The following is a 14,409-nucleotide window of genomic DNA, read 5'->3' as shown; positions in this document are numbered from 1 at the left end:
ATGTTCATGTAGAAGGAAGGTGCAACAATGGATAGGTTAGTGCAGGATGTTTTACAGTTTTCAACGAAATGGTCACTTGTTGCACCGGGAGATCGATTGCTTATTGCCTGTTCAGGTGGAGTCGATTCAATAGCGTTATTGCATTTTATGGCTTCTGAGCGCGAGCGGATGAAGATTGAACTAGCTGCCGTCCACGTCGACCATATGTTGCGTGGAGAAGAGTCTGCGATTGATGGTGATCTGGTCGAACAATTGTGTGAGACGCTAGGTATTCCGTTTTTCGGTGGGAGTGTTCCAGTACCGGCTATCGTAGCAGAAGAAGGTGGAAATATACAAGCAGTCTGTCGCGAGGAAAGATATGCGTACTTTTCAACAATAATGAACAGGTATGGATATCATGTTCTAGCAACGGCACATCATGCGGAAGATCAGCTCGAAACAATGATGATGCAACTTACAAAAGGTACACGGCCGTCAGGGATGCCGGTCAAGCGCAATATGGATGGGGGTAAATTGATTCGTCCGTTTCTACCCGCCATGAAAGCTGATCTCTATTCATACGTAAAAGAGAATGACTTGCAGTTCCGTGAAGATCCAAGTAATCAGAGTGAGAAGTATATGCGGAATCGTTTACGTCATCATGTCATGCCATTCATCTTAACCGAAAATCATCTAGCCGCTAAAAACGCGGTGGAGGTGGCAGGTAGAATTCAAGAAGATGATGATCTACTTGACAAGTTGACAACGGTAAACTTTGATAGAATCGTCGCATTTACGGCAGAGGGTCTCCCTTCCGTCGATAGGAAAGCATTTACTGACATGCATCCGGCTTTACAAAAAAGGATGATTACACTACTATTGAATTATCTTTACGATGGGGAAAGTATACCCGTTGAATACACAAATGAGCTCATTAGCCAGCTGTTTCATCACATTTCCGAGCAAAAGGGGAATGTGTCGATTGACCTTCCGCGAGGGGGTCAATTCATCAGAGAGTACGATAAGTTAACGTTTAGCCGTGCAACAAAACCTTTTGAACAGGGTACAGAAAAAGTATTCCCCGAAGGTAGTTGGACGAAGTGGGGACGCGAAGTCCAAATGTATTGGAACAAACTAGACGAACTGCCTGCAGAAGCATTCGCGGATACTGATGAAATTATGTATTTCGATTTGCCGGACTCCGCATTTCCGTTGACGATTAAAAGTCGTACGGATGGTGACCGAATCCTATTACCGGGTATGAAGCATTCAAAGCGTTTATCGAGGTTGTTTATCGATGAGAAGGTGGCTATGTCCCAACGCGACTGCTGGCCGATTATTACAACAGCACAAGGCGAAATTTGTGCGGTTCCAGGAGTGCGTTATGGGGTAGCATTTTCAAAGATAAAGGCAAGTCGCAATAAGTACATATTTAGATTGAAAAAGTTATAATGAATGGAATTGAGAGAAAGAGGAGGAGTCTCGGTGTTAGAGAAGGATATTCAAGAAGTGTTGATAACAGAAAAAGAGATTCAAGAAAAAGTCGAGAAACTAGGTGCAATGTTAACGAATGAATATCAAGATAAGTTTCCTCTTGCAATTGGCGTACTAAAAGGCGCTCTACCTTTTATGAGTGATCTTATCAAGCGAATCGATGCTTACATCGAACTCGACTTCATGGATGTTTCAAGTTATGGAAATGCAACAGTTTCATCGGGTGAAGTGAAAATCATCAAAGATTTGAATACAAGTGTTGAGGGGCGCGACGTACTCATCATTGAAGACATTATCGATAGCGGGAAAACACTTAGTTACCTCGTCGATCTTATGAAGTACCGAAAAGCAAACTCCATTAAAATTGTAACGCTTCTTGATAAGCCGACGGGCCGGAAAGTAGATTTGAAGGCTGATTATGTTGGATTTATCGTACCGGATGCATTTGTTGTTGGATATGGTCTGGATTATGCAGAAAAATATCGAAACCTACCCTACATCGGGGTTTTGAAAAAGGAAATTTACTCTTTTTAATAGCCTCCCGATAACCCCTTTCGCAAGGAGTTGGAAAGGGTTTTCTTTTAAGGCATTTCCTTTGTAGATGAACGCTTTCCTATGATAAGATTTACACTAGTTTTTGTTTAATGAAATGAGGAGGTTTAGGATGAATCGAATATTTCGATACTTTCTATTATATGGATTGGTTTTTCTCGCGATTATGGGGATATTCAGTTCACTGAACAAGACAAACCCAAAGACGAAACCGATTACCTACAGTGAGTTTATCGTTGCGCTGAATGATGGGAAAGTAGAAAATGTAACATTCCAACCAGATCAGCTTGTTTATGAAGTGACAGGTAAAATGAAAGGGTACAAAGATGGGGAGCAGTTCATAACGAATGCTCCACAAGATGATAAAGAGCTACTGAATGATGTTCGTAAAATGACAAAAGTGGATTTCCTTAAAGCGCCTGAAACAAGTGCTTGGGTTGCTTTCTTTACGGGGTTATTGCCATTTATCATCATCTTTATCCTATTCTTCTTCCTGTTGAATCAGGCGCAAGGTGGAGGCGGCGGTGGCGGTCGCATGATGAACTTCGGTAAGAGTAAAGCGAAGCTTCATACAGATGATCGTAAGAAAGTACGCTTCACGGATGTTGCAGGAGCGGATGAAGAAAAAGCGGAACTGGTAGAAGTTGTTGACTTCTTGAAAGATTCCCGTAAGTTTGCAGAAGTCGGTGCTCGTATTCCTAAAGGGATTCTATTAGTAGGTCCTTCGGGTACAGGTAAAACGTTGCTTGCTCGTGCAGTTGCTGGTGAAGCAGGCGTTCCATTCTTCTCAATTTCAGGTTCTGATTTTGTGGAAATGTTCGTCGGTGTCGGTGCTTCTCGTGTGCGTGACCTATTCGAAAATGCGAAAAAAAATGCACCTTGTATAATCTTTATTGATGAAATCGATGCGGTTGGTCGTCAACGTGGCGCAGGCCTCGGCGGCGGACATGATGAACGTGAACAAACGTTGAACCAACTCCTAGTTGAAATGGATGGCTTTGGTGAAAACGAAGGAGTTATCATCATTGCGGCAACAAACCGCCCTGATATTCTAGATCCCGCACTTCTCCGTCCCGGACGTTTTGACCGTCAAATCACTGTTGGTCGTCCGGACGTTAAGGGAAGAGAAGCAGTTCTTGAAGTACATGCGCGCAATAAGCCACTTGACGATACAGTCAACTTGAAGGCGTTGGCACAGCGTACCCCTGGATTCTCAGGCGCTGACCTCGAAAACCTATTGAACGAAGCGGCACTAGTCGCCGCTAGACGCAATAAGCTGAAAATTGATATGGCTGATATCGATGAAGCGACAGACCGCGTTATTGCAGGTCCAGCGAAGACGAGTCGTGTTATATCAGAAAAAGAACGAAATATCGTAGCATTCCACGAAGCAGGACACGTTGTTGTCGGACTTATGCTGGATGATGCTGAAATCGTTCATAAAGTAACCATTGTTCCACGAGGTCAAGCGGGTGGGTATGCCGTTATGCTACCGAAAGAGGATCGTTACTTCATGACGAAACCGGAACTTCTTGATAAGATTGCCGGACTTCTCGGCGGTCGTGTTTCAGAAGAAGTTGTTCTTGGCGAAGTTTCCACTGGCGCACATAATGACTTCCAACGTGCGACAGGAATTGCGCGTTCCATGGTGACGGAATACGGAATGAGTGACAAGCTTGGACCGATGCAGTTCGGTCAAGCACAAGGCGGCAATGTATTCCTTGGTAGGGACTTCAACTCTGAACAAAATTACTCTGAATCGATTGCTTATGAAATCGATCAGGAGATGCAACGTATTATCAAAGAACAATACGCTCGCACAAAACAAATTCTTACGGAAAAACGGGAACTACTCGATTTAATCGCAACGACACTTCTGGAAGTCGAGACACTCGACGCCGAGCAAATCAATCACTTGAAAGATCATGGTACATTGCCAGATCGTCCTTATGAAAATAAAGATAACGGCATATCTCTCAATAAGAATGATGCTACAGAAAGTGAAGATGCAGCTAATCCTGATGTGACCGGGGCGCCAACGGATCCCTCAATTGGCGATTTGCCAAAAGACATGAATCCTGAACAACCGCTCAAACCGATTGATGAAGAACGAAAAGGTTAACTGAAAAATTAAAGCTGACTGTCTGCGTTGAGACAGTCAGCTTTTTTCTATAGGATATTATATGGTATGATGTGTTGGAAAACGTCGAAGATAGTGAGGAAACCATTATGATTTTAGTGTTGGATACGGGAAATACAAATATCGTCCTTGGCGTCTACGAACAAGGGCAACTGAAATACCATTGGCGTATGGAAACATACAGACACAAGACGGAAGATGAATATGCTATGCAAGTGAAGTCATTTTTCACACATGTGGGAATGACTTTTGAAGATGTGAGTGGAGTTATCATCTCGTCTGTCGTACCTCCGGTGATGTTTCCGCTTGAGCAAATGTGCAGAAAATATTTCAATATTAAACCACTAATCGTAGGACCGGGTGTGAAGACGGGGCTTAATATTAAATACGAAAATCCGCGGGAAGTTGGAGCGGATCGTATTGTGAATGCGGTAGCGGCAATTCATGAATATGGTACACCGCTTATCATCGTAGATTTTGGGACAGCAACGACGTACTGCTATGTGAATGAGAAAAGTGAATATATGGGCGGAGCAATTGCTCCAGGTATCGGGATTTCAATGGAAGCCCTATTCGACCGGGCATCCAAATTGCCCCGTATTGAACTGGCTCGACCGGAGCATATTGTAGGTAAGAACACCGTTGCCGCCATGCAAGCTGGAATTCTCTATGGTTATGTAGGACAAGTAGAGGGAATAGTGGCACGTATGAAAGCACAAAGTGAAGTGGAACCAACTGTTATCGCTACAGGGGGACTCGCCGATTTAATCGCAACTGAAACTGAGGTCATCGATGTTGTCGATAATTTCCTCACATTGAAAGGGCTTCATTTAATTTACGAACGTAATTTATAAAAGGGGTAGAGAATGAATGAGTGATTACTTAGTAAAGGCACTTGCTTTTGATGGAACAATTCGCGCTTATGCAGCTCGTTCAACGGAAACAGTGAATGAGGTACAACGCAGGCATGGCATGTGGCCGACCGCAACTGCGGCACTTGGGCGTGCAATGACAGCAACTGTCATGATGGGCGCAATGGTGAAAGGTAAAGACAAATTGACTGTGAAAGTCGAAGGGGGCGGTCCGATTGGTTCGATGATCATTGATGCGAATGCTCATGGGGAAGTCCGTGGATACGTTTCGAACCCTCAGACACACTTCGATTTGAATGAAGTCGGAAAACTCGATGTCAAACGTGCAGTCGGAACTACCGGTATGCTGACAGTTGTGAAGGACCTGGGGCTCCGTGAATTCTTTACAGGACAAACCCCGCTTGTATCCGGTGAAATCGCAGAGGACTTTACCGAGTACTTTGTTGTTTCGGAACAAGTTCCTTCCGCAGTCGGACTTGGTGTTCTGGTCAACCCGGATAATTCCGTGAAAGCGGCAGGTGGATTTATCATTCAAGTGATGCCGGGAGCATCCGAGGAGACTATTTCAAAACTTGAAAAGAGTATTGCGAACGTCGAGCCGATTTCGAAACTGATTGCTCGCGGTCTTACTCCTGAAGAAATTCTATATGAAGTGTTGGGTTCCGAAAACGTTAAGATTCTTGAACAAATGGCTGTTTCATTCAGCTGCAACTGTTCAAAAGAACGGTTTGGTAACGCAATCATCGGACTTGGGGAAAAAGAAATCCAAGAAATGATTGATGAGGAAGGCAAGGCAGAAGCAAATTGTCATTTCTGTTTGGAGACGTATGTCTATCCGAAAGAAGAGTTGGAAGGATTTATTCATGAAATACGGTCGGAATCCTGAATCTGAATTAGTTAGTCCGCGAAAGCGTAAATTGAAGACGAAACCACTTATCATTCTTATTGGAATCCTTTTTGCTTTTAACGTTTTTTGGTTCATCGGTTGGCTTATTCCCGACAAAACTACACAGGTCGATGAGGAAGTTGCAACCGTTGCGGGCGAACCAATAATGCGGGAACAGTGGATGACTGCAATGGAAAAAGAGGTGGGGCGTGATGTTCTTCTGGAACTTGTGAACAACAAAGTGATGGAAGCAGCTGCTGAGCAATATGAAATTGATGTAACAGACAAGGAGATTGACCTTGAACTCGCTCTTATCCGTTCAGTTGATGGACAATCCTATTCAGGTTTGGACATTAAAAAAATGCGAAAAATGATCCGTTCTAACCTTATTCTTGAAAAAGTACTAACGAAAGATGTCGTCGTGAAGGACAAAGCAATCCAATCCCATTACGATGAAAACACATCGCTCTACCACATCTTGCCGAGTTATCGGACATCGGTCATTATTGTGCCTTCTAAAAGTGATGCGAAACAAACGAAGGAAGAGTTATCCCAGGGATCCAGTTTTGAAGTGCTTGCAAAAGAACGTTCATCTGATTTGTCTTCAGCAAGTCTCGGCGGAGATATCGGTTATATCAATGAATCGACAGATACAATCGACAAAGCGATTGTATCTGCAGCCGCGAGTACGAAAGAAGGAAAGAATAGTGATATTCTTTCTCTGGATGATGGGACTTACGCGATTATCCGGGTGAATGAAATGATTGAAGGGCAATCGTTCAAGTTTGATGAAGTCAAGAATCATATTAAGCGCGAACTAGCTCTTGAACAACTTCCTCAATCAGTGAGCCCTGAAGCATTCTGGAAAGAATTTGATGCGAAATGGTTTTACGGTAAATAACGAATGGAAAGCTGTCTGGATACCGATTTGACTCGGTAGGTCCAGGCAGCTTTTTCTAGTTGTTGCTGGATTAAGTCTGCGGGATTAGGGAAAACATAAGAAAGTGTATTTCCGAATGATTGACAATGCATACAATAGGGGAGTATCATTAAATTAACAAAGCATATCAATTTAGTAGGGATAGGGAGAGGGTAAAATGAATTTGTTGGGAAACTCAATTGCAGATCTTGTTGGGAAGACGCCGATTGTTAAAATGAATAGAATGGTAGGTCCGGACGATGCGGAGGTTTATTTGAAACTCGAATATTTCAACCCGGGTGCCAGTGTAAAGGACCGCATTGCACTCGCTATGATTGAAGCTGCTGAAAAGTCGGGAGATCTGAAGGGAGGTAGTACGATTATCGAGCCAACCAGTGGTAACACAGGAATTGGTCTTGCGATGATTGCGGCAGCAAAAGGCTATAAGTCAGTTCTTGTTATGCCTGATACAATGAGTATGGAACGACGCAATCTGTTGCGGGCATATGGCGCTGACCTAATCTTGACACCGGGTGCTGGCGGTATGAAGGCGGCAATCGAGAAGTCGGAAGAGCTCTCAAAAGAGAATGGATGGTTCATGCCACAGCAATTTAACAACGAGGCAAATCCTGAAGTTCACCGTTTGACTACAGGACCGGAAATTGCCGATGTGATGGATCGAGTGGACGCGTTCATCTCGGGTATTGGTACGGGTGGTACAATTACAGGAGTAGGCGGTGTTCTGAAAGAACGTTTCCCTGACATCAAAATTATTGCAGTCGAACCTACAGATTCCGCAATTCTATCAGGAGGAAAACCTGGCCCGCATAAAATCCAAGGAATCGGGGCGGGATTTGTCCCGAAGGTGTTGGATACTGATATTTACGATGAAATCATACTTGTTTCGAATGACGAAGCATACGATACAGCCAGACGTGCCGCGCGTGAAGAAGGAATCCTTGGTGGGGTCTCATCGGGAGCAGCTATTCATGCAGCGTTGCAAGTAGCGAAGAAGTTAGGGAAAGGTAAGAAAGTGGTTGCTATCCTCCCTTCAAATGGTGAGCGTTATTTAAGTACACCGTTGTATCAGTTTGATGAAGAATAATTGACACGGGGAAGGAGCAATTATGCTTCTTCTTTTTTTGTAGCGTAAATTAGTTCAATAGCGTTAAGATAGGTGTATCAATCGTTATCAGGGGGAAACCGATATGCAAGGACAATCACCAGTGTATACAGCTATAGCAATGACGAAAGAACAGTTTTTCTATGCCTATAAAGAATTGGCACGAGTGCAGGATCAACATATACTTCTTGAAAGTGGTCGAGGTGGCACGATGTGCATGGCGGGTATTGGTCCGCTCGCCACATTACAGTCGCAGGATGGTGATAAATTGCACCTCAAATGGCGTAATGGTTCGGAAGAAGTGAGGGAAGGGGACCCGTTGGAACTTCTGACGGAGTTTGCGAAGTCATATGAAATGGAGTCAATTCCGAACATGCTGGAATTTCAAGGTGGTGTTGTCGGTTTCCTAAGTTACGACTATGTACGACGTTATGAAACGATTACCGAGGATACGGTAGATGATCTCGACACACCCGACTTGTTCTTCTATTTATTCGATCAGTGGGCGGTCTTGGATATCGAAAGGGAAATGGTCTATTTCATGAAGTTGCCGGATAGTGATGCTGACCTTGCTGACATGGAATCGGAATGGAAGACTGCTGCAGCTATCGGTATGGAAAAGCAACAATTTACAGCAGGGGAAACAGCAATTGATATTGAAAGACAGGAAGATGTCGCCGTTTCTGTTACAGGGCCCGAGTTCGAACAAATGGTACGTGACGTGCAAACGTATATCGCAGACGGGGAAGTTATTCAAGTAAATCTATCGGTAAGACAGTCGAAGCCGCTTGCTGCACATCCGCTTGATATGTACGAAGCCCTTCGTTCATTCAATCCGTCACCTTACATGGCGTCAATCGGCTCCGCGGAATTCGATGTTGTCTCAGGTTCACCCGAACTTCTGTTGAAAAAAAGAGGGAACGAACTCAGCACACGCCCGATTGGAGGGACAAGACCAAGAGGAATGGATGACAATGAGGACGAGGCCCTTCAAACGGAGTTGTTGGATAATGAAAAAGAAAAAGGTGAACATATCATGCTTGTCGATCTGGAACGAGAAGATCTTGGGCGTGTTTGTGCAGCTGGAACAGTGGAAACGAACGAATTCATGGTCGTGGAAAAATACTCGCATGTCATGCATCTCGTGTCAAATGTCCGGGGAACAGCAGCAGAGAATATGTCGAATGCGGACATTGTCAAAGGTGTATTTCCGGGCGGTACCATTACGGGTGCACCTAAACTTAGAACAATGGAGATCATTGAAGAACTGGAGCCTACGAGAAGGGGACTTTATACAGGCTCCATTGGGTGGTTCGGCTTCAACGGTGATTTCGAATTAAATGTCGTCATCCGCACAGCTTTCATCAAAGACGGCATTGCGCATATCCAAGCGGGAGCAGGTCTAGTTGCTGACTCAATTCCAAAAGCGGAATACATCGAATCGTTGAACAAGGCAAAAGCACTTTGGCAGGCGAAATCGATGGTTGAAAGAGGGTAATTGTATGTGGTGCTGGATGAATGGCGAGTTTGTTTTAGCAGATGACTTAAAGATCTCCCCATTTGACCATGGTTTTCTTTACGGGGTTGGGTTCTTTGAGACGTTTCGCACATACGACGGTAACGTTCTACTGTTTGACGAACATATGGATAGACTTCGAACAGCGCTTATTGAGTTTCAAATTACGCTACCTTATGAGGATTCTGTGATTTTGGAGACTGTTGCACGGCTTAATGAGTTATCGGGCGAACAAGATGGCTATTTCCGTTTAAATGTTTCTGCGGGTGTGCATGATTTAGGTCTTGCTCCTTCCATATACGAAACACCGAACGTCATTTTATTCAGGAAAGAGTTGGTGCAGACAACCCGGGGAGCGGAAAAGAAAGCTGTCTGGCTCGAAACACCACGCAACCGAAAGGAAGGGGCTATGCGGCACAAATCACATAGTTTCTTGAACAATGTACGGGGGCGATTGGAGGTACCTTCTTTAAAAGAAGTGGAAGGACTTTTTTTGACGGAGGAAGGTTTCGTCGCTGAAGGAATCACATCGAATGTCTTTTGGGTGAAGCGTGGGGAACTCTTTACACCTTCTATCGAAACGGGAATCCTATCAGGAACAACACGTGCCCTTGTTATCGAGCATGCACAATCCACCGGGATACATGTGAACGAAGGACTTTACAATAAGAAAGATGTAGAAACTGCGGATGAGGTATTCGTTACGAATGCCGTGCAAGAACTCGTGCCGCTATCGGAAATTGGAGGGATTCCGTTTCCGGGCGTAACTGGCATGTACTATGAAAAACTACACAAACTATATGTTAAAGCAATAGATGAGATGAAAGAAGGCGGACAGTGGTGAAGTTGGCTGAAAAGCGTGATGTGTACCATTTTGGAAAGACAGAAATCGATTTCGAAAAAGAAACAATCATTATGGGGATTTTGAATGTGACCCCCGATTCATTTTCGGATGGTGGGAAATATGCCTGTGTAGATAAAGCACTGAAACACGCAGAGGAGATGCTTCGCGACGGTGCAAAAATCATCGATGTCGGCGGGGAATCGACACGTCCGGGACATTTGCCTGTTTCGTTGACGCAGGAACTCGAACGAACGGTTCCTATTATTGAGGCACTGACGAAAGAACTTGGTTGCGTCGTGTCAATCGATACATATAAAGCAGATGTCGCTGAGGCGGCGGTCAAAGCAGGGGCGCATATCATCAATGATGTGTGGGGAGCGAAGCGGGAACCTGCAATTGCTGATGTCGCTACAAGGTACGGTGTGCCGATTATACTGATGCACAATCGTGAAAAAGCGGAGTACGAAGGATTGTTCATGGATGAAGTACTTGCTGACTTGGAAGGAAGTATCGGAATTGCGACCGCGGCCGGTGTGAAGCGTGAAAATATCTGGCTCGATCCAGGCGTTGGCTTTGCGAAAAGTACCGCGCAGAATATTGCTGTCATGCAACAGCTGCGTACAATCTCGAATATGGGTTATCCGGTTTTACTAGGAACTTCGCGGAAATCGGTCATTGGCAATGCGTTAGGACTTCCTGTCGGTGAAAGGTTGGAAGGGACAGGTGCAACGGTTTGTTACGGAATTGAGCAAGGTTGCCAAATTATGCGAGTCCATGATGTAAAAGAGATCGCGCGTATGGCGAAAATGATGGATATCTTAACGGGGAAGTCCGTTTTAGAAGAATAGGGGCGAGTGGAATGGATTACATTCATTTGAATGAATTGGAGTTTTACGGCTACCACGGAGCGTTGCAAGAAGAGACAAAGCTTGGTCAGCGTTTTCGAGTAACAGTATCGCTTGCGACGGACCTTCAAGACGCGGGCTCAACAGACGACCTGGATAAAACGGTCAACTATGCTGAAGTCTATAATCTGTGCAGAGCGATTGTTGAAGGGGAACCCGTAAAGCTCATTGAAACAGTTGCAGAAAACATTGCGACAGATATTCTGAGAACCTTTCCGGAAAAGGTTCTCGGCGTCCGTGTTGTACTCATAAAACCGGATCCTCCGATTGCGGGTCATTATGCGTCCGTATCTGTTGAAATTACGAGGGGGCGGTTTGCGTGAATATCGGATACATCTCGATCGGGTCGAATATTGAGGATAGGTTGTATCATTTGACGGAAGCGGTACGCGCCCTACATTTACATGATAGCGTGACGGTTGCTGCGGCGTCGTCTATTTACGAGACGGTTCCGGTCGGGTATACAGAGCAAGCCGATTTTCTTAACATGGTCGTATGTGTGAAGACAAAGTTGGATGCGCAGGAGTTACTTGAAATATGTCAGGAGATTGAACGGGGGCTAGGCAGAATCCGTGACGTCCGATGGGGCCCGAGAACTGCGGACCTCGACATCTTACTGTATAATGACGACAACATTGAATCAGAGACCCTAACTGTACCGCATCCACGTATGCAAGAGCGGGCGTTTGTACTGGTACCGCTTTTAGAGATGGATTCTTCAATCATCCATCCGGTCTCGAAGAATCTTTTGTCGGATGAAGCTGCTGCAAAGGACAAGGGTGTAAAGCTTTGGAAGAAAATTAATGAAGTCGCATACTTCGTGGATAATAGATGACAAATTCGTCCCTATCTATATAGTATTGCCGAAACCAGCAATATTATTGGTACTTAAAAGGCGTACGTGGCAATGCGATAGTACGTAAACACATTAATACAATGGAAACGACCGCAGATTTGATAGCATTGTTGAACAACTTTGCTGATGAGAAGATGGGGCGTGAACAAAAGATGTTAAGCGTGAACGCTATTTAATACAACTAATTTGAGCTGCCATACACCATGGCGGCTCTTTTTGTTGCCTTGCGATGTTTCTCGCATAAGTAAAGTGTGTCTGAATCACTTAAATTGTGTACAATAGATACATGCTATCCAACTTAACGGATAAATGATAAGGGAGTGAAAGATATGTCTCAATTGGATGAATTGAATGATCAGCTTTTGGTGAGACGCCAGAAGATGGATGATATACGGGAAAGTGGATTAGATCCATTCGGCTCGAAATTCGAACGGACTCATTTATCAAATGAAATTCAAGAAAAGTTTGAAGCTCTTTCAAAAGAAGAACTTGAAGAAACAAAGCATGAAGTAACAATTGCGGGCCGCGTCATGACGAAACGTGGTAAGGGGAAAGCTGGTTTTGCACATCTCCAGGACCTTGGTGGTCAAATCCAGATTTACGTAAGACAAGATGGAATCGGTGAAGAGGCTTACGAACTTTTCAATACTGTGGATTTAGGTGATATCATCGGAATTGCAGGTACGGTTTTCAGAACCAAAGTCGGTGAATTATCGATCAAAGCAACAACCTTTACATTTTTGACGAAAGCACTCCGCCCATTACCTGAGAAGTTTCACGGGTTGAAAGATATCGAACAGCGTTACCGCCAACGTTATCTTGACTTGATTTCAACAGAAGGAAGTAAAGAGACATTCATTCTACGTAGTCGCATCATACAGTCCATGCGACGTTACTTGGATGATCAAGGATTCCTTGAAGTTGAAACACCGATGCTTCATTCCGTCGCGGGTGGTGCTTCAGCAAGACCATTCGTTACACATCACAACACGCTTGATATGACATTGTACATGCGTATCGCGATTGAACTTCATTTAAAACGCCTTATTGTAGGCGGGCTTGAGAAAGTATACGAGATTGGTCGGGTGTTCCGTAACGAAGGAATGTCGACACGTCATAACCCGGAATTTACGATGATTGAGTTATATGAAGCGTATGCTGATTACAAAGACATCATGGAACTTACGGAAAATATGATTTCTCACATTGCTCAAGAGGTGCTTGGCACGACGAAGGTGATGTACGGGGAAGATATGATCGACTTATCTCCTGGATGGAAACGACTCCACATGGCTGATGCTGTAAAAGAATATAGTGGTGTGGATTTCTGGAAAGAGATGACGAAAGAAGAAGCGCACGCACTCGCGAAAGAGCATCATGTTGAGGTTACACCAATGATGGAAGTGGGACATGTGTTGAATGAATTCTTTGAACAAAAAGTAGAAGAACAGCTCGTCCAACCAACATTCATCTACGGTCATCCGATTGAAATCTCACCATTAGCGAAGAAAAATCCCGAGGATGAACGATTCACGGATCGCTTCGAGTTATTTATTGTTCGTCGTGAACATGCGAATGCATTCACGGAACTGAACGATCCAATCGATCAGCGTCAACGTTTCGAAGCGCAACTTGTGGAGAAAGAACAAGGAAATGACGAAGCACATGACATGGATAACGACTTTATAGAAGCACTTGAGTATGGTCTACCGCCTACTGGTGGTCTAGGAATCGGAATCGATCGCCTTGTTATGCTATTGACGAACTCACAGTCTATTCGAGACATCTTGCTGTTCCCGCAAATGCGACCAAAAGAATAACAATCATACCGCCATACCAAGCCTGTAGTAACAGCTTGGTATGGCGGTTTTTGTAGATTTAAGAGGAACTGTGAAATTTATATTGAATTTATTGTTGCATTAAATAAGATAAGCTGATATAGTAAATAACGTTGCTTCTCCGACATATTAAAAACAACGAAAACGACTTAAAAAACAAGTTAAAAATAGTTGTTGACAAAGAGAATGTAACTTGATAAGATATAAGAGTTGCTGCTACAACAACAGCAGCTAACAAAGAACGATATGAACCTTGAAAACTGAACAGCAAAACGTCAATGAAATACAGCGAGAGTACCAAGTGTACTCGCGCAAAACATTTCTGAGCATCCAACTTTTGTTGGAGCGGAGAAATACAAATTGTCATTAACGAAGGATTGAAATACATTCTTTTAATTAATGCCAGCAAGAAATGAGCTACTCATTTTCTTCTATTATGGAGAGTTTGATCCTGGCTCAGGACGAACGCTGGCGGCGTGCCTAAT

Annotated in this window: 13 protein-coding genes; all 13 read left to right on the top strand. The window is 44.1% G+C overall.

The window, feature by feature from the left end; translation table 11 throughout:
* The first annotated feature begins 27 nt into the window (after positions 1-27).
* The 13 genes from tilS (at position 28) to lysS (ending at position 13,906) form a co-directional block, all read left to right on the top strand.
* A complete protein-coding gene (gene tilS, locus FILTAD_RS00865) occupies positions 28-1,431 on the top strand; it encodes a tRNA lysidine(34) synthetase TilS (protein ID WP_124068615.1) in 1,404 nt (467 codons plus the stop codon).
* Between the two features lie 33 nt (positions 1,432-1,464).
* On the top strand, positions 1,465-2,007 hold the full coding sequence (gene hpt, locus FILTAD_RS00860; RefSeq protein ID WP_124068614.1) for a hypoxanthine phosphoribosyltransferase: 543 nt from the start codon (positions 1,465-1,467) through the stop codon (positions 2,005-2,007).
* A gap of 115 nt (positions 2,008-2,122) precedes the next feature.
* Positions 2,123-4,147 (top strand): ATP-dependent zinc metalloprotease FtsH, encoded by a 2,025-nt coding sequence (gene ftsH, locus FILTAD_RS00855; RefSeq protein WP_486599171.1) that lies wholly within the window; start codon positions 2,123-2,125, stop codon positions 4,145-4,147.
* A gap of 107 nt (positions 4,148-4,254) precedes the next feature.
* On the top strand, positions 4,255-5,019 hold the full coding sequence (locus tag FILTAD_RS00850; RefSeq protein ID WP_203229609.1) for a type III pantothenate kinase: 765 nt from the start codon (positions 4,255-4,257) through the stop codon (positions 5,017-5,019).
* 16 nt (positions 5,020-5,035) lie between these two features.
* Positions 5,036-5,923, top strand: coding sequence for an Hsp33 family molecular chaperone HslO (gene hslO / locus FILTAD_RS00845; RefSeq protein ID WP_124068612.1), 888 nt, complete (start codon positions 5,036-5,038; stop codon positions 5,921-5,923).
* Positions 5,901-6,824: a peptidyl-prolyl cis-trans isomerase gene (locus FILTAD_RS00840; protein WP_124068611.1), complete on the top strand. Its 924-nt coding sequence runs from the start codon at positions 5,901-5,903 to the stop codon at positions 6,822-6,824. Before hslO ends, FILTAD_RS00840 begins: the two co-directional genes overlap by 23 nt.
* Before the next feature lie 196 nt (positions 6,825-7,020).
* Entirely contained in the window at positions 7,021-7,947 is a 927-nt protein-coding gene (gene cysK, locus FILTAD_RS00835; protein WP_124068610.1) for a cysteine synthase A, read from the top strand.
* A gap of 103 nt (positions 7,948-8,050) precedes the next feature.
* Positions 8,051-9,463, top strand: coding sequence for an anthranilate synthase component I family protein (locus FILTAD_RS00830; RefSeq protein ID WP_124068609.1), 1,413 nt, complete (start codon positions 8,051-8,053; stop codon positions 9,461-9,463).
* A gap of 4 nt (positions 9,464-9,467) precedes the next feature.
* On the top strand, positions 9,468-10,325 hold the full coding sequence (pabC, locus tag FILTAD_RS00825; RefSeq protein ID WP_124068608.1) for an aminodeoxychorismate lyase: 858 nt from the start codon (positions 9,468-9,470) through the stop codon (positions 10,323-10,325).
* Positions 10,326-10,396: 71 nt separating this feature from the next.
* Positions 10,397-11,173, top strand: a complete 777-nt coding sequence (folP, locus tag FILTAD_RS00820; RefSeq protein WP_124068651.1) for a dihydropteroate synthase — start codon at positions 10,397-10,399, stop codon at positions 11,171-11,173.
* A gap of 11 nt (positions 11,174-11,184) precedes the next feature.
* Positions 11,185-11,553 (top strand): dihydroneopterin aldolase, encoded by a 369-nt coding sequence (folB, locus tag FILTAD_RS00815; protein ID WP_124068607.1) that lies wholly within the window; start codon positions 11,185-11,187, stop codon positions 11,551-11,553.
* Complete coding sequence (gene folK, locus FILTAD_RS00810) at positions 11,550-12,065, top strand: 2-amino-4-hydroxy-6-hydroxymethyldihydropteridine diphosphokinase (protein ID WP_124068606.1); 516 nt, start codon at positions 11,550-11,552, stop codon at positions 12,063-12,065. The genes folB and folK overlap by 4 nt, the downstream gene beginning before the upstream one ends.
* A 350-nt stretch (positions 12,066-12,415) precedes the next feature.
* Positions 12,416-13,906: a lysine--tRNA ligase gene (lysS, locus tag FILTAD_RS00805; protein WP_124068605.1), complete on the top strand. Its 1,491-nt coding sequence runs from the start codon at positions 12,416-12,418 to the stop codon at positions 13,904-13,906.
* Positions 13,907-14,409 lie beyond the last annotated feature (503 nt).

The organism is Filibacter tadaridae, assembly GCF_900609045.1.
Taxonomy (GTDB): domain Bacteria; phylum Bacillota; class Bacilli; order Bacillales_A; family Planococcaceae; genus Sporosarcina; species Sporosarcina tadaridae.
This window is presented reverse-complemented; position numbering and strand designations above follow the sequence as displayed.

What these genes read in the sequence shown, in the direction of transcription:
- tilS (WP_124068615.1), top strand. Translation starts at nt 28, where the DNA reads ATGGATAGGTTAGTGCAGGATGTTTTACAGTTTTCAACGAAATGGTCA.
- ftsH (WP_486599171.1), top strand. Translation starts at nt 2,123, where the DNA reads ATGAGGAGGTTTAGGATGAATCGAATATTTCGATACTTTCTATTATAT.
- FILTAD_RS00850 (WP_203229609.1), top strand. Translation starts at nt 4,255, where the DNA reads ATGATTTTAGTGTTGGATACGGGAAATACAAATATCGTCCTTGGCGTC.
- hslO (WP_124068612.1), top strand. Translation starts at nt 5,036, where the DNA reads ATGAGTGATTACTTAGTAAAGGCACTTGCTTTTGATGGAACAATTCGC.
- FILTAD_RS00840 (WP_124068611.1), top strand. Translation starts at nt 5,901, where the DNA reads ATGAAATACGGTCGGAATCCTGAATCTGAATTAGTTAGTCCGCGAAAG.
- cysK (WP_124068610.1), top strand. Translation starts at nt 7,021, where the DNA reads ATGAATTTGTTGGGAAACTCAATTGCAGATCTTGTTGGGAAGACGCCG.
- FILTAD_RS00830 (WP_124068609.1), top strand. Translation starts at nt 8,051, where the DNA reads ATGCAAGGACAATCACCAGTGTATACAGCTATAGCAATGACGAAAGAA.
- pabC (WP_124068608.1), top strand. Translation starts at nt 9,468, where the DNA reads ATGTGGTGCTGGATGAATGGCGAGTTTGTTTTAGCAGATGACTTAAAG.
- folP (WP_124068651.1), top strand. Translation starts at nt 10,397, where the DNA reads ATGGGGATTTTGAATGTGACCCCCGATTCATTTTCGGATGGTGGGAAA.
- folB (WP_124068607.1), top strand. Translation starts at nt 11,185, where the DNA reads ATGGATTACATTCATTTGAATGAATTGGAGTTTTACGGCTACCACGGA.
- lysS (WP_124068605.1), top strand. Translation starts at nt 12,416, where the DNA reads ATGTCTCAATTGGATGAATTGAATGATCAGCTTTTGGTGAGACGCCAG.